Raw genomic sequence first — 16,180 nt, forward strand, 5'->3', positions numbered from 1 at the left:
GTCTTTGGCTTAAGATCTTCCTCCTACGGCTTGGCCAGGCGTATTACCCATTCCTCTGAAAACGTTCCTTGAGCTTCATCAGCCGTTCTTGAACCCCCTCTTCATCAATAGCCATGTCATACAATTGGTGCGTAAGCTGGAGACCTTGATTCTCTGCAAAAGCTTGTTTCCACGGGTGCGAGACAATCGAATGCGTAAGATGTCTTGTAGAGCGGGGTGCCTGCATGATCATCTCTGCCAGCTCCCATGCCCGTGGAAGAAGCTGTTCACGAGGCAATACCTCACTGACCAGACCGAGGTCTAGTGCCTCTTGGGCAGTTATGTTCATCCCCGTGTATGCGTAGTATGCTGCTTTCTTGTTCCCCAGAATCTTTTGAAGGGCTAGGACGATTCCATCTCCAGGCGGAACACCGCCCAGATAATGGGCATCGAAGAACGCGGTGTCTTCCGCACAAATGGTAATATCACAAAGCGTTCCCAGTTGCCAGTGTGCACCTGTACCATTGACCGCCCCGATCGTGGGGATGTCAAGGCAATGAACCATATTTTCAATCATTCTGAGTGACTCATGGTACATTTCCAGCTTCCGGCGATACGGCCAATCCATGAATTTCGTATTCCAGACTTCAGGGTTGCCTATCTGCCACAACTCTCCTGTCCCTGTAAGGATCATGACCTCATTCTCAGGATCACGGCCAATATCTGACCATACATGACCATATGCGGCTTGGACCGGCCAGTCGAATTGTAACGGTCCCCCGTCAGTGTGCATACGCACTTCGAGGATGCCGCCACGGCGGGTCATGAGGAATAAGTCCTTGTATTTCTCCGAGTACTCTTCGAACCGTGTAGGTCCCGTCATCTTTCTATTGAACATCGTTGCCCATCAGGCGTCCTTGCATTTTCTTCAGCCGCTCCAGCGCTCCTTCTTCATCAATGGCCATGTCGTACATCTGGTGGGCAAGCTGGAATCCCTGATCGGCGACCAGGGCTTGCTTCCATGGCCGGGAGATAATGGAGTGCGACAGATGTCTCGTTGAACGTGGTGCCTGCATGATCATCTCCGCCAGCTCCCATGCGCGCGGAAGAAGCTGCTCGCGGGGCAGAACTTCACTGACGATACCCAGCTCCAAGGCGGTCTGACCATTGATATTCTTGCCGGTGTAGGCGTAGTAGGCTGCTTTTTTGAACCCGATCATGCTCTGCAGTGTGAGCAGCATTCCATCTCCTGGAGGCGTGCCTCCCAGATAATGCGGATCGAAAAAGTCAGCGTCTTCTGTACAAATGGTAATATCACAGAGCGTTGCGAGTTCACAGTGCGTTCCCGGCCCGTTGACCGCTCCGATGGTCGGGATGTCAATGCAGAAGATCAAATTCTCAAGTAATCTCAGCGATTCATGATACTGTTCGAGTTTCTTTTGTTTCGGCCAGTCCATAAATTTCGTATTCCAGACCTCCGGGTCGCCAATCAACCATTTATCCCCTGTTCCCGAAATAATCATGACTTCGTTCTCAGGGTCGCGGCCAATATCTGACCAGGCATGAGACCAGGCGGTATGAGCTTCCCAATTGTGCTTGTACGGCCCTCCGTCAGTGTGTAGCCGAACTTCGATGATTCCGTCACGGCGGGTCATTAACAGGAATTCCTTGTATTTCTCCGAGTACTCTTCAAATTTGGTGGGTCCAATCATACGTCTCTCTGTCATTGTAATTCCTCCTAAGTTTGGTTTAGAGCTTATCTGTTACTTTCAAGCCAATCTCTGGCAAAAGCTGCGTAAGCCGCAGCCCCTCTATGAAGCACCTCATCCGCGAACATCGTCTTAGGATGGTGTACAGGGTAACTATAACCTTCTTCGGCATTGCCTGCGTTAAGAAACACTGTGGTACTTGGCACCGCCTGAGATACAAACGCGAAGTCTTCCGAGCCCATTAATTTACCGCCGGGTACCAGCTCAGTTATACCGATATAGGAGCCGTCGCCAAACGTATTTGCAATCGAAGCCCTCATTTGCTCATTAAGTCCGCCATCCGTTTTCACTTCAGGACAACCCCTCGTATAGATCACTTCCACCTTGGCCTGAAAAGTATCTCCGATCCCTGCACTAATTTCGCGGATACGGGCTTCCACTTTATCCCGCAATGCAGCGTTAAATGTGCGCACGCTTCCTTTCAATCTGGCCGTATCGGGAATCACGTTGTTTGTACTTCCGCCTTCCATCACGCCAATGGTAAGGACTGCATGTTCAATCGGAGAAATTTCCCGGCTGAGGATACCCTGCAGTGACAGATGAAGATGAGCGGCCACATTCAAAGGGTCCACTGCCGCCTCGGGCATTGCGCCATGTGAGCCCCTGCCGCGGATGATGATTTCGAACCAATCCGACGAAGCAGAGATCGCTCCACCTTCCTCAGGCACTACAAATTGCCCGAGAGGAAGCGGCATTCCGGTCAATACATGAAGCATCATGGCGGCATCCACCTTGGGATTGTCGAGAATCCCATTCTCCAGCATCATCTTTGCCCCGTGCAGCGTCTCCTCACCCGGCTGAAACATAAGCTTAACCGTCCCGCGAAGCTGCTCTTCGTTGGCCTTCAGGATCTCTGCAGCTCCGAGCAGCATGGAAGTATGCATGTCATGACCACATGCGTGCATGTTTCCGTTCAACGACGCGTAAGAAAGCTCAGTCTCTTCTTGAATGGGCAACCCATCCATATCCGCACGGATCAGAATCACCTTCCCTTCATGCTGTCCGCCAATAGTAACTGTCAGCCCTGATTCCCCTACGGGAGTGGGCTTCAGCCCCATCGACTCCAACACTCCTTGTACGTAGGCCGTTGTCTTGGGCAAACTTAAATCAAGCTCCGGAATCGCATGAAGATGATACCTGTGCATGACCAATTTGTCCTGCAGCTGATGGGCCATACTCAAAAAATCTCCAGCTTCTTCAATCACAATGAACATCTCCCAAAGCACAAATTGAATGAACGTAAGAACAGAGTAAACATTCCCCCTTCACATTTTAAGACTTTTCAAGAACACTTTTATCGTACTTTTTAATCCATTCGCTGTCAAGATAAAATAAGACATTTTAAGAACATTATTTTAGAGGCTGCCGGAACATTGAAATATCACATTTATTGTGATATAACTCTTTTGATTGAACTGTTTATGAAAGGAATCTATCATGAAAATCAAGCTGGGTATTATCACGCCTGAGACCCATATGGACTATTTCCGCGCCATTGAAGAAGAAATGCGGCCCTTATGTCAGTTCAGGTTTCTTACAATCAGCAACTTCCGGGAAACAACAGACATCTATCTCAAAAACTTAGATTCGGTAGATGGATTTGTGATCAGTGGCAGGATGCTTTACGAGTCAATCGATAAGGAATGCCTGGATGAAAAAGTACCTGTTCACATTTTGCAGGATAATGAAAACCTTCTATATAGGGAACTTTTCCGGCTGCTGGTTACAGAACCTGGGCTTGATATATCCCGGATCTATGTGGATTATGCGTATATAATCGAGTCTTTCAGCGAATTCCAGCAATACCTAACTCATGAGGGGAAGCCCATTGACAGCGGAGATCTGCTCGAACAGGTGGAGACAATGCTGGAGAACCATATCACGCTGTGGGAAGACAAGAAAATAGACCTGTCCATCACGGCGTTCGGCCACTTTGTTCCAGAACTCAAAAAGCACGGAGTCAGATATATCTTAATCCGGCCCACTTTGGAGAACGTTAAAGAGACCATCAGAGAGATCATCAACGAGATTACCATCCTCAAGCTTAAGAGTCAGAGGGCAGTTGTCGCATGCTTATCGACCAAAACGGCGGAGCCGCCATCCGAAGAGCAGCTTCATGAGCTAAAGGTCCTTGTCGGCAGGTTTCTGAGCAGTGTGAATCTGGCAGACACGGCCCAAATTTCGGAAGGCTTTGTCAGACTATACACCACCTATGGAAATTTCATGAAAATCACCACTAACGCGCATAACTGCACCCTGCTGGAGTATCTGGAAGAGCGCATAAGCGACAAGGTGAAGATCGGGTGGGGCTCGGGGCATGAATATTTTCAAGCTAACATTAACGCTACCAAAGCTCACAGACAGGCGGAAGCCTTTACGGGCAGCTGCAGCTTTTTTATAAACGAGGATCAGAAGGTTATCGGCCCAATGCGGAGCACGAATGTCATACAGTTCTCTGAACAGGGGGACCCGGAAATCATCGCGTTAGCCAAAAGGATCGGAATAAACAACATCAACCTGCAAAAAATCATGTCCTATGCAGAAATCATGAGAACAAATAAATTATCCTCTGAGGATGTTGCTGGGTGCCTGTCCATGACGGTCAGAGGTGCAAACCGTATCCTTAACAAAATTGAAGAAAGTAACTACGTACAAACGGTATTTGAAAAACGAGACAACAGTAAAGGGCGACCCAAAAAATACTACGAACTGTTGTTTCTCGACAAAGAAGGGCGCAAATTAAGCAGATGACACTCATTGTTACGTTTGCCATTTCGACTTTAAATTAATGGCAAAAAAGGCACATTTTCAAAACTGAAAACGTGCCTTTTTTGCACTTTATTTACCAAGTCAAATCACTTCCTGGCCGGACGACCAGCTCTGCATATGCTGCCCCCCATCTGCGAACAGCCTAAAAAATATTATTTAACTTGGATTTGTTTCTTTAACAGCATGATTTGTCCGATATGATATGCATTATGAATACTTAGATTAGAAACCACTCTCCACCAAGGTGCATTAAAATATTCTGGAAGTTGTTTGGTGAGCTTTGATTCATCCGTTTCTTCTAAAACAACTCTCCAATTGCTAAATACGTTTTCAAGTCTATTTAATGTTTCCTTCCAGCCTGCATCATTCAATTGATCTTGAGTCAAAGAAAATGTCTCATCATTGTTAATCGCATTATTTAATATAAATTCCCCTTCCTTAAAACGCTCAAGCCATGTTTCATTCCAATAAATAAGATGATTCACTATGGACCAAATCGTTTGCTTATTGTCATTCTCAGTAACTGCTTCTGCTACTGTTAAATCTTCCAGTATATCCGCTAGAGGCAAAAACCAGCTCTTATCATTATAACATGCAGTTAATTGATCTAGCCAATTGCCCCTCGCGGACCGAGAAACCATCAGGTTTCGATGCATGATAATGCAATTACCTAATCGGTGAACATTCCCAATATCAGTTCGCGTACTCATATAATGGGGTTGTATACACCATTGAAATGATATTCATAGTTGTTATCTATCCGAATGTATCCTAATATACAATGCCACCTATCCCTGTAAAAAACACTGGAGTAATTCTGATTGTCCCTATTACCTTCTGCTACTAATATTTCATTATCGTTGCAAGCCAGCACAATACCTATGTGATCATGCGAATCATTGGATAGTAATTTTTCATATATCACAATATCACCACGTTGAGGAACAAATCCATTATGCTTATCCATACAAAAATAACCAGTCTCAGGTAATTGCCCCCATTCTAGCAATGCACCTACACCAGCAAGTCGATATTTACCATTAGGGTATCGGATCGGCAATAAAAACCCGGCTTCAAAACAACAATGATACACAAATGCAGCGCACCAATTATTCTGTAAAGCTTTATAGATTTCTCGATCCGGCCAATATTTACAGATTTCTCGGTATCGTTGATCCCCTGGCATTCCTATTATGTTTGCTCTTCCTAGATCTTCAGCAATTTCAGCCATTCTAAGTCGCTTATCTGCGTTACTAACAGCAACTTCAGCTTTACTGCTCTCCTCCACTGAACAATCTTCCGGTATTGCCAGTTCACGAAATATCTTCCGCAGTCTATCGGCATCTTGTTGTACAATACATTTCGGATTTTGAAAATATAAATGCAGAACATATGCATCCTTTAAGATTTCATCGAAGGGACCATGCGTCTGATTTCTGTAATCTCTATAAAAGATGGCCCGTAAAATTGTGGTTTGTTCTTCTGTAGTAAAGGCATTCAACTCTCTTAATATCGGTCTTACGGTTTCTGCACTATTGGTACCAGGAAATTCTATTATTCCAGTGTTAAAATGATAATAATCATGAAGAAGGCCACTAATAGCCGCGATTTCTTGATTTTGATCCCTTCTCTTTGCAAGCAACGAGGCCATATTGGACACTCCATATAACTGAGTACAAGCTTCCTGTCGGTGAACCTCGCTATCCATAGAATTGATCATTTCTTGTACAAGAATTCGAATGCTTTCCAGTCGTTTATTGGTCAAAGTATCGCCTCCTTGGTATTAATGCGTTTTCAAGATTGCGCTGATTTCCTATAACGTCCTGTATTCACGACCTTGGCGTATGCCAAGGTGTCCGGCTGATTTTCTCCTCTGCCCATCACCTTCAGGCGTAGCGAGGAGCCTACAAGTTCCGATGCGTGGATATGATGTTAGCTGATGCTTCAGCCCTCTCTGAATTAGCTTACACGTCTCTAATCGCTCTATAAAATCCTTCAATGTTTGATTCCAAAGGTAATCCTGATACTTGTCCATCCCCAAGCTCAATAACTATCCATTCTCCTGTAACTGTTTTTCCTATATCCATCGTAAAAAAGTTGCTGCTAATATTTTGAGCAAGTTGATTGAAAATCATTAAATCCGGTTTCTCGTCATCATATTCGCTATCTTCCCAGTAATCGAATTGAAATAGGAATCTATTATTGTAGTAAAATAACCTGAATTCTTTAGAGAGAGGCATCTGACTTTTAGAATGTACTGATAATTGTTCGAGATTTACGAACTCCCTCAACACAATACCTGCATTTAATTCTTCACCTTGTCTATTAATGAAATTACTGATCACTTGAGTTGCATGATTCTTATCCGAAGCATCAGGTATGAAAAATGCTTCGTGCCATTCATGTTTTCTGGACTTAACATAGTCCTTTATGATGATTGGCTTGTTACCAAATTCCGATAGATTCTTATATATTTGATCAAAGTCGTTCTTCAGATTCTCAATTTGAATCCAATTGCTATAAGGTGTAACGGTATTAATCTTTTCATAAAAATTGGGGAAATAGTGACAATTTCTATATTCATCAGGATCATTAATGAGAACTACATTCTTCTTCAATAATCCATTAAACAGATTCTCATAGATTTTAGGCTTTATCATCCAGCCTCTATAAATAGCTAATTCTTGTTGTCCAGTTGCACTAACTTTATTTAATGCCTTATCAATATTTCCTTCCAGTAGCTCTTCAAGATTAATCAAGATGACAGAAATACCAAGCGATCTTGCACATGAGTATTCCGCTTCATAATCAATATCGACTGTATTCCTATTCATTGGATCAGCACAAAAGATTAGAAACATATATATTCGACTCCTAAATTGGTATGATCTTGCACTTGCAGAAGTTTCAGCTAACGTTACCGTATTCACGACGTCTCACCACCTTAAGCCCGAAGGGAGACCGTGATGCGGTTAGGTGGTGCGGATGTGCTCGGCTGATTTCTGCTTCTCTGTATACTGAATGCTTCACGCGAATCACGTCCAAAACATATTATCTAACTCGAATTTGTTTCTTTAACAACATGATTTGTCCGATATGATATGCATTATGAATACTTAAATTAGAAACAACTCCCCACCAAGGAGCATTAAAATATTCTGGAAGTTGTTTTGTGAGCTTTGATTCATCCGTTTCCTCTAAAACAACTCTCCAATTGCTGAATACATTCTCAAGTCTATTTAATGTCTCCTTCCAGCCTACATCATTCAATTGATCTTGAGTCAAAGAAAATATCTCATCATTGTTAATCCCATTATTTAATATAAATTCTCCTGCCTTAAAACGCTCAAGCCATGTTTCATTCCAATAAATAAGATGATTCACTATGGACCATATGGTTTGATTATTGTCATTCTCAGTAACTGCTTCTGCTACTGTTAAATCTTCCAGTATATCCACTAGAGGCAAAAACCAACTCTTATCGTTATAACATGCAGTTAATTGATCTATTAAAATGGATTTATAGCTCATCAAATGATCCTCATCTCTTAATTCGATTTAGGGTCCTTTCCGATAACGTTCCTGTATTCACGACCCAACGAATGCTGGGTGTCTGGCGCCTATGCTTCTCCGAAACTCCTTTGCCGGACCCAGAGCGTATGCCCGCAACGTGAATATTATGTTAAGGGTGATGTTCGTGCTTTCTTGAATCAGCTATATGGTCTTTATACTCCACTTTTTTGCAAATATATATATCGAGTCATATGTTTTTGAAGAGTTCAACCCGAAAAAATAAAACAATCTCTTATCCTTTATAGAACTTAGGTTAGGAATATTTAAATGCTTCAACGCAAAGCTGATGTTCGGAGCTTCCCCCTCTGACAAAATACAAAAATCGTGAATGCTATCTAAGTTCTCAATAATCAATCCTTCATTTGTTTGATGAAAGCAACTACTCACTTCGTAAAAAGTCAGTTCGGCTTTATCGTATTCCCAGGAGTCAAGTTTTATATGGAAATCGACCTCCCTTTCATCATTAATAGAAAATCCTTCTATCTTTGAATCATGAAAATTGAATTCATTTAAGTCTGAAGGTAATGAATGATAAGGTAAAGAAAGAGGCATTCCATCTAACCCGTTCAAGTTTGGGGACTTCCGTGGGAAACTTAGACATTCTAGCCAAAATAGTTGATAGTCAGCAGTAGGGTTATCTAATAGACTTAGTTCGTTCAATAACTGATTGTGATGAGTATTCCATACTTCTTTTGTTAGCATCCTAATACTATTATAAGTATTGGTATAGTCATCTTCTTCAAGCCAATGATTAGCAACATTGTACACAAGCTCGACAATTTTATTTATTTTTTGCTTCATTCGATCACTCCAAAATAATCTGTTTGCCAATTTTGTCTAACGTTCCTGTATTCACGAAACAACCCAGCCTCAGATAGCTCTTATCTTAGACTGGGTCGTATGTTGACTGAGTGTTCTTCCATGATTATACATCTGACAGCCAAGGGGCGCTAGTCCCGCAGCGTGAGAACATTGTTGTGCGCCATTACTGTCTTCAAAGCATCACCTAAAAAACTTTGATCAAGATTCCAACTCTATTTTTTACTTTGGTATAAAAACTCAACTTCACCATCTAGCAAATACCGATATTCAAATAATTGCATTGTTCTTTCCCTTATCCTCTCCATTATAGCTGTGGCTAGGCTTACCGATCCTTGTGATCCAAGGTAACCATTATTAATAAATGTCTTCTCTACAAATGTTGTTTCTCTTAAGTGATACTGTAACCATTCTTTCTGCGATTCAATTAGTGCTTCTCTTGATTCTCTATCCAACTTAGAAAGAAGCTTATTATATATTTGGTTCAACTCTTTATCCCAAATCTCTATGTACTTGCTTTCCAACGCCCCCCATCCCAATGTTGTAGACTCATTAGAATTTTGAAGTTCATTCAATTCCACTTCGTAATCATGATCTATAGGATTTCGGAGCATTTCATCATAAAATTCTCCTTTCAAATCATAGTTTCCAAGGCTCATGGATAACACTTCATTGTTAGAAGGAGCTGATCGGCTTTCATTTATTTCTTTCGATTCTGTAACATTACCTGTACTCACTACATCAGGAGGCAGTTCAGAATTCATGATTGATTTAGTTTCGTTGTTCAAGGTATTCGATTGACTAATATTTTGACAAGATGAACACATGATCGTAATAAAAAATAATAAGAATATCTTACCTTTCATAAATGATCTCCTTACATATTATCTTTAATGTTAACTTCGTAACTCTTCGCTAAGACCCATCCACTTAACCCATAAGAAGACATGATTTCGATGTATTTATAGCTTTCATCAGTGATCTTTTTTTCTAATTCTACTATTGAGCTATAACGGATTGGCCAACCATAATTTTTGCTCTCTTCTAATATTTTTAGATTATCTTTAATAAAATGACTAATATCGGATTCAACAATGTCTAAGATAATACTATCCTTTAATTGGTGTTCGAACCTATGATTCAATACATCTTTGAATACAATATTGGTCTCTTCCCTTGTACTGCCACCTTCATAGGTTGTATGTAATATGATTTGGTCATGTTGTAGATCAACTTCATATGCCAAAATCACATTGTCGTGTACCTTTGACATCAATTAATCACTCCTTTAATGACTTGCCTGGATATCATATAACGTTCATGTGTTCACGACTTCCCACCGACTTAAGGCGATCAAGACACTTTCATTTTATCCATTTGAATTTCACGCAATAACAAAAATAGTGGCAATCCAAATGAAACACCAACTGTTAATGTTCCAATGATCGGGATCCACTTATGCTTTATGCCAATTCGCTTTCCTTCATATAAAATAAATCCAATTAAAACAACTGCTGAAATTATGACATCCCACCAAGCAAATGCACTAATTCGATTCTGGCTTGCTTCATTCAATAGTGTCATCAGATTAAATCCGTTCTCACCAATCCAAGGAATAAACTCCATGTAAGGTAATACAATTCCTAAAATTGATAACACCCCATAAAAATATTTCAAGTCTCTCACCTCAGAAATTAGTTAGTTATAAAAGATTACAATAGTCTTTAACGATCTGTTCAGGTATTTCATACAACGTTCCCGCATTCACAATCCAGCATAATATACCATTTTCTAAGTTGACTTATATGGGCTTGATGATAACGGCAATGGTCAGCTATATGCCATAACCCCCAACGAATAGTCGCTTGCTTTTCATTTTGATGACCGAAATGAACCACTTGATCAAGATTGGAATCGGTTAATTGTGTGCATGTATCTTCTAGCAATCTTATTACATCTTGGTAATCTGACATTAGAGTATTTAAAGACCTCCCCTTAATCATCGGAAGTTTATTATTCTCATCTATCATAGGACCATATTGCTCTTTCAAAATATCAGATAGAGGTTCTCTCTTTAGCCTGTAAACCCAGTTAAGGTCTACATACAACAGATGCCTAATCAACTGAGCGGTACTATTATAGTTGCCGTTAGGACCTTTATAATCAACTTCTTCTTGAGACATGTCCTCAGTGATAAGTTTTAAACGTTGATTATTTTCCTTTACTGCGGAAAATAACATCCCAACAATTGGTGACATATTTGCTTCACCTTGTAGATCATAAAGCATCCTAGCTTCCTCCCTTTCTTTACTGAGTTTTAATATCTTCTCCACTGTATTTAAATTTGTTTTTAGGTTGAACAGATTTTCGTTTATTTGATGCTCTTACGCTGATGTCCTATAACGTTTAGTACAAACGAATGATGAAGTTCCTTACCTCCAATTCCGTAGCTTGTTACGATCTCATCCTCTAGTCCGACTTGAATTCCAATATCATCTACTTCATCTTGTGAAATTAAGGTATGGCTCGCTCCCGTATCAATCACTATGTTATTAATGACTTTCTTTTCCCCATTAAAATGGACTGTTATTTCAGTGAATAACAGTCCATCTATATTCGATTTTCATTTGACGGATTGTCAAGCCAAGTGCGACAGTTCCTCTGAAAAGGATTCGTGAGCGGTTCTCCAGCCCAGGCATTTTCGTGGTCTGTGATTGATTAAGCAAAGGACGGTCTCCAGGGCTTCATCCGTGATTTGTGCGAAATCCGTCCCCTTGGGGAAAAACTCTCGCAAGAGACCATTGGCGTTCTCATTCGAGCCGCGTTGCCAGGAGGAATACGGATCTGCAAAATACATCTGTACGTTATGAGTGCCTTCTAGGCTGGCGTAACAGGCAAACTCCTTGCCACGGTCTGCGGTAGCAGTTCGAAATGCCTGGGCAGGATACTGCGAGGCCGCTACGCCAAAGGCAATCTCCATAGACAAAGCGGTACGGTCAGGCATCCGAATAGCGGTGTACAAGCGTGTCTTGCGTTCGATGAACGTAGCCACGCAGCCCTTGCTTTTCCCACGGCCCGAGACGACCGTATCAAGCTCCCAATGGCCGAAGGTCTCCCGAGAACGAACCTCGTTCGGACGCTGAGAGATGGCCTTGCCCACGGCAAACCTGCCGCGTGTCTCTGCTGGCTTCTGCCGTTTACCTTTGTGTCGCAGAACGGCAAGCACGCCTTTCACCAAACGGCCTGTATACAGCCAGCGATAAATCCTTTTAAAGCAAGGGAGGGCTTCTCCTTCCTTACGAAGCCGCTGTACGATTTGTTCAGGGGACCAGGTGGCACAAAGCTTCTCTTCAATAACCCTTGCTAGTTCAGGTGTCCATTTCCCGATTGGAACAGACACCTGACGACGCTTAGCATAGTTGTCCTGGGAACGTTCCGCCTGATAGGGAACTGCTGCTGGATTTCGGTGTAATTCGCGGCTGATGGTTGCGTGATGCCTGCCTAATTCTTTGGCAATGGCTCTGGCACTTTTCCCCTGCTGGTGGAGGATTTCTAGCTTGCTACGTTCGATTATGCTAAGATGTGTGTAGCTCATGGTGGATTCTCCTTGTGTGAATGGGGTTGGGGAACTTTCATTCTACACGAATCCGGCCATGGGCTCTTTGGTATATTTATTTCCAGTAGGTGTCGCACTTCATATTACAATCCGTCACTTTTAAAAGACTAATCTTTGTAGATTTTAGATGTCAAATAACTTTCCTTTGTTCATGAACTCCGAAGAAGTTGTATGCTGAAATCCCTTTACGAACTCTAACAAACCAAGGCTCCGTTAGGAGCATTTTCCATTTAATTAAAGGGGCTAAGATAAAAACGCACATTATTACTTAATGCCTCAGTTAAAAGTCTACTTTGATTTAGCATTTTCTTTAATCCTGTAATCCATTGATTTCTGTTAATTTCGTATATGAGAATCCACTTATCTCCGTAGATAGTTTCATTTATCAGTTTAGATTTTAAATTACTCTTACTAATTTTAATTTCATTCTCTCTAATCAAGCCTTTCTTTTGAACATAGTCTAAAGCCATAATTGTAGATAACGGTTCAGCATGGACAATAATATTAACAAGATTCTTCACTTCAATCTCCATATTAAGAGAACCCATTACACAAAGTAGCCATATGGTTTCAAGTTCATGTTTGTAATTAAGGCAACTTGCTAATATGTTGTTTATATTCTGTTGTATTGATCTATCAAAAGTGAAGCTATTGTTTATTATTACATTATGTACATATTCAGCCATATTAGGGAATGATAAAATTATATTAACTAGGTGCGAGAAGACAAGTTTCTTCTCTTTATTTGGAATAGTGTGGCTACTTAAAATTTTCAAACCGTATTTTAGAACACCTTTGTTATTTTGGTGAAGTTCTATCATTTTCTCTATATATTTTAAGTATCCGTCTTTAGAAAAATCATGTTCTTTTAGAATTTTGGTAAAGTCTTGGTTCAACTGATATGGATATTTACTTATTTGTGTCTTTTCAGTATTAATATGCATTTTATAATCATAAAGTATATTTTGAAATAGAGGGATAAATTCATTGATCTCACTTTCAGTTCTAAAATAGAAGTTGTAATCATCCACATAACGCTTAAAATGGTGCCCTTTCCCACTTAAAATCTCATCAATAGAGGTCAAAATAATTTCCGAAACAATTCGAGAACTCAAAGGACCTGTTGGAATACCTTTAGTTTCATTATTGTTTATAGATCTAACCAACTTGTCAAACTCATCATAACTTGCGTATGTCAAATTTCTTAGTGATGGACTTTTTTTAAGTTCATCTTTTGATTGTTCCTTACCATATAAAGCCCATGTTAGACTATGCGTATAGATGTTCTCATAGCATTTACTTAGATCAATTTTTAAAAGATACTTGTAACCAGCAGAATATATAGTGCGGTCATGATAATTTTTCATAAATCTAGAGAATACTTTGTACCCTCTGATTTGATTAGGTGCAATGATATTAGAGTACGAATGTTGATTTTGGCGAAGCTTATATTCTATAACTCTTCTATGTTTTTCAATAGCTTCGCAAAGCATAAGATACAAATCTATGTGAGGGATAGCTATAATTCTCCTTTCAAGGTCACTCTTGTAACTTGAAATAAATAAACAAGGAGTAGATTCAATCTTCCTAGATTTTAAACTTGTTGAACTCAAATTTATCATTGATGGATTAGCTTTAAGAAAGTCTGCTATTTCAATACTTGTAAATACTTGAGATGGTAGATTATCCGAAAAAAATCCACATTTAATCAAATTATACATTGTTAATCTCATCATAAATCTCCATTCACTTTTAATAGTTTGCATTGTGTTTGATTCTGTTGTATAACGTTCCTGTATTCACGACCTCAGCGTATGCTGAGGTGTCCGGCGAACGCCGGGCCAAGGACTAATGTCCGCAGCGTGAATATTATGTTATACGCTGTTACTGTCTTCATTAGATTCTTACTAAAATCACTTCAATGCTTCCTTAGAAATTCTACTAGCTTCCTGATCACATTGACTAATCATACTATTTAATATGCTGTCATTCTTTTTGTCTGCACTAGCATAAACAAGAGTAAAATTGTTAGGTAAATACAGATCAGTGTCTTCTATCATAGGAATTTCTCTGGAATTATAACGATCAATGTTTCCTAAATCATGGTCAGTGACCAGTAATATTTTTAGGCCGTTAGTTTCTAAATTCTTATCAATGATAATTTTCTTTATTAATTCTACAATTCCTAATTTCTCAGCAATAAATTTTTCTCTATGGTTAAATTGAATTGTAAATGAGTTTTGAAATTGAAGTTCTTGTTTGTTATTATTTTTGTATTCTAAAGCTACTCCCACAGAAAAATACTCGCCATTGATTAGAGAATTATGAGTGTTGGTATCAACTGCATAGACAAAGTCATAGTCATTAATTAAAGCATTTATATTAGTCTGTAAATTTATTGGATTTTGATTAATTTTCAACGTTTGCTTGACTTTTTCATTTGGTCTATCAAGAGAAATATTTAGGTTAGCCATTTTGGGAATTACCTCTCGCCCGCCTGCAAATAATTTCAAATCTCCATTAGAAGTCAGTTCATAGCTTGTTATAGCTATGGGATTTTTCATATCCATAGTTACAGATTGATTTCTTGTTTTTTTATCTTTACAACACTTCTTCCTCTTTTTCCCACTTCCACAATCGCACAATTGTTTTTTTTCATTTCCTTCACCCAAATCCCTCACTCCTTCAGCTATATTTTTTAGTACAGTAATTGCGTATAACGTTCCCGTATTCACGACCCAACGAATGTTGGGTGTCCGGCCTATGCCGGGCCAAGGACGAATGTCCGCAGCGTGAATATTATGTTAACTGATGTCCGATCTTCTAGAGTCTACCCATATATTTTTTCAAGTTTTAACCATTTCTTATAAATCTTAAAAACTCTCTTCCAAAATCAGTAATATAAAGGTGTGCAAGGCCTTCCTTTGCTAGATCTTTGTAAGTATTGCCTGTTGTTTTTGTGTCTATAAGAAGTGCTTTAGATATCAAATCACATATATAAAATTCATATTTACCATGAGACTCGATAGTAGACAAATGCACTGATTCAACCCTTATCTTTTCTATAATCTTATCTTTATAGGATGCATTAGTCAGTATACTTATGCTACCGTTATCATCTTCACTAATATCCATACTTCCCGACCTTCCAGTGTGTTCAAACATCTTTAAAATCTCTATCTCCATGAAGTCCAACCTAGTGACTAAATCTAAAAATGTTTCTATAAAATCTGATTGATATGTCGTAATTGACGACGAGGTTAAAATATCTCTAAAAATTTTTATCTTATGTTCATTTTTTGTATCAACTACACGCTTAATTATTGCTGCATAAATATCATTAAAATCTTCGGAACTAATAATATCTTCGTCTAATGTAACCCCTAAATCATTTAGATGCGCTAAAAAGCTCTCTACAAATTGATTTATTCTATCTTGTGCAATTCTTCCTCTGACTTCAAAAAGTGCTTCATTAAGTGCGCAACCTAAATAAGGGAATGCAGCAGAGATGCTACATTTCGCTACTCCAATCAAAACCTGTTTTAGTTTATTATTCATCTAATAAATTCTCTACTTCCCTAATTATTTTAATAGTGGATCGGCTACACTTAGTTGGACAGAAAAAATAAGGGCTTGTAGAATAAACCTATCAAGT

The 16,180-nt window shown here is 39.7% G+C and carries 18 protein-coding genes; 1 reads left to right on the forward strand and 17 read right to left on the reverse strand.

Annotated features, from left to right (window positions below; genetic code table 11):
• Positions 1–43: 43 nt before the first annotated feature.
• Genes D328_RS0101020 through D328_RS0101030 form a run of 3 tightly spaced genes read right to left on the reverse strand, consistent with a single transcriptional unit; the run spans position 44 to position 2,962 of the window.
• On the reverse strand, positions 44–877 hold the full coding sequence (locus tag D328_RS0101020; protein WP_018883077.1) for an enoyl-CoA hydratase/isomerase family protein: 834 nt from the start codon (positions 875–877) through the stop codon (positions 44–46).
• Positions 867–1,706 (reverse strand): enoyl-CoA hydratase/isomerase family protein, encoded by an 840-nt coding sequence (locus tag D328_RS0101025; protein WP_018883078.1) that lies wholly within the window; start codon positions 1,704–1,706, stop codon positions 867–869. Before D328_RS0101025 ends, D328_RS0101020 begins: the two co-directional genes overlap by 11 nt.
• Positions 1,707–1,735: 29 nt before the next feature.
• Complete coding sequence (locus tag D328_RS0101030) at positions 1,736–2,962, reverse strand: M20 metallopeptidase family protein (RefSeq protein WP_033412064.1); 1,227 nt, start codon at positions 2,960–2,962, stop codon at positions 1,736–1,738.
• Positions 2,963–3,185: 223 nt separating this feature from the next.
• Between D328_RS0101030 and D328_RS0101035 the strand changes: the two genes are divergently transcribed.
• Positions 3,186–4,499, forward strand: a complete 1,314-nt coding sequence (locus D328_RS0101035; protein ID WP_018883080.1) for a hypothetical protein — start codon at positions 3,186–3,188, stop codon at positions 4,497–4,499.
• A gap of 170 nt (positions 4,500–4,669) precedes the next feature.
• On the opposite strand, the gene D328_RS0101040 is transcribed toward D328_RS0101035, so the two are convergent.
• The 14 genes from D328_RS0101040 to D328_RS0101105 form a co-directional block, all read right to left on the reverse strand.
• Positions 4,670–5,086, reverse strand: coding sequence for a DinB family protein (locus tag D328_RS0101040; RefSeq protein WP_233426138.1), 417 nt, complete (start codon positions 5,084–5,086; stop codon positions 4,670–4,672).
• A gap of 137 nt (positions 5,087–5,223) precedes the next feature.
• Entirely contained in the window at positions 5,224–6,282 is a 1,059-nt protein-coding gene (locus D328_RS0101045; RefSeq protein ID WP_018883082.1) for a CHAP domain-containing protein, read from the reverse strand.
• Between the two features lie 199 nt (positions 6,283–6,481).
• Positions 6,482–7,447: an ATP-grasp domain-containing protein gene (locus D328_RS0101050; protein WP_233426139.1), complete on the reverse strand. Its 966-nt coding sequence runs from the start codon at positions 7,445–7,447 to the stop codon at positions 6,482–6,484.
• Between the two features lie 121 nt (positions 7,448–7,568).
• Positions 7,569–8,048: a DinB family protein gene (locus tag D328_RS0101055; protein WP_018883084.1), complete on the reverse strand. Its 480-nt coding sequence runs from the start codon at positions 8,046–8,048 to the stop codon at positions 7,569–7,571.
• Between the two features lie 183 nt (positions 8,049–8,231).
• Complete coding sequence (locus D328_RS0101060) at positions 8,232–8,891, reverse strand: hypothetical protein (RefSeq protein WP_018883085.1); 660 nt, start codon at positions 8,889–8,891, stop codon at positions 8,232–8,234.
• 233 nt (positions 8,892–9,124) lie between these two features.
• A complete protein-coding gene (locus tag D328_RS0101065; RefSeq protein ID WP_018883086.1) occupies positions 9,125–9,775 on the reverse strand; it encodes a lysozyme inhibitor LprI family protein in 651 nt (216 codons plus the stop codon).
• A gap of 11 nt (positions 9,776–9,786) precedes the next feature.
• Positions 9,787–10,182 (reverse strand): hypothetical protein, encoded by a 396-nt coding sequence (locus tag D328_RS0101070; protein WP_018883087.1) that lies wholly within the window; start codon positions 10,180–10,182, stop codon positions 9,787–9,789.
• An 80-nt stretch (positions 10,183–10,262) separates the two neighbouring features.
• Positions 10,263–10,586 carry a DUF2834 domain-containing protein gene (locus D328_RS0101075; RefSeq protein WP_033411966.1) on the reverse strand — a complete coding sequence of 108 codons (324 nt, stop codon included), beginning with the start codon at positions 10,584–10,586 and terminating at the stop codon, positions 10,263–10,265.
• Between the two features lie 68 nt (positions 10,587–10,654).
• Complete coding sequence (locus D328_RS0101080) at positions 10,655–11,197, reverse strand: DinB family protein (RefSeq protein WP_018883089.1); 543 nt, start codon at positions 11,195–11,197, stop codon at positions 10,655–10,657.
• An 83-nt stretch (positions 11,198–11,280) separates the two neighbouring features.
• The gene (locus D328_RS28165) at positions 11,281–11,454 is read right to left on the reverse strand and encodes a pepsin/retropepsin-like aspartic protease family protein (protein WP_018883090.1); all 174 of its coding nucleotides are present in this window, start codon (positions 11,452–11,454) and stop codon (positions 11,281–11,283) included.
• Positions 11,455–11,547: 93 nt separating this feature from the next.
• Positions 11,548–12,504, reverse strand: coding sequence for an IS30 family transposase (locus D328_RS0101090; protein WP_018883091.1), 957 nt, complete (start codon positions 12,502–12,504; stop codon positions 11,548–11,550).
• Positions 12,505–12,755: 251 nt separating this feature from the next.
• Entirely contained in the window at positions 12,756–14,246 is a 1,491-nt protein-coding gene (locus D328_RS0101095; RefSeq protein ID WP_233426141.1) for an RNA-directed DNA polymerase, read from the reverse strand.
• Positions 14,247–14,438: 192 nt separating this feature from the next.
• Positions 14,439–15,197, reverse strand: a complete 759-nt coding sequence (locus D328_RS0101100; RefSeq protein ID WP_018883093.1) for a hypothetical protein — start codon at positions 15,195–15,197, stop codon at positions 14,439–14,441.
• A gap of 181 nt (positions 15,198–15,378) precedes the next feature.
• The gene (locus D328_RS0101105) at positions 15,379–16,083 is read right to left on the reverse strand and encodes a hypothetical protein (protein WP_018883094.1); all 705 of its coding nucleotides are present in this window, start codon (positions 16,081–16,083) and stop codon (positions 15,379–15,381) included.
• Between the last annotated feature and the right edge of the window lie 97 nt (positions 16,084–16,180).

This window comes from Paenibacillus massiliensis 2301065 = DSM 16942, assembly GCF_000377505.1.
GTDB classification, from domain to species: Bacteria; Bacillota; Bacilli; order Paenibacillales; family Paenibacillaceae; genus Paenibacillus; species Paenibacillus massiliensis.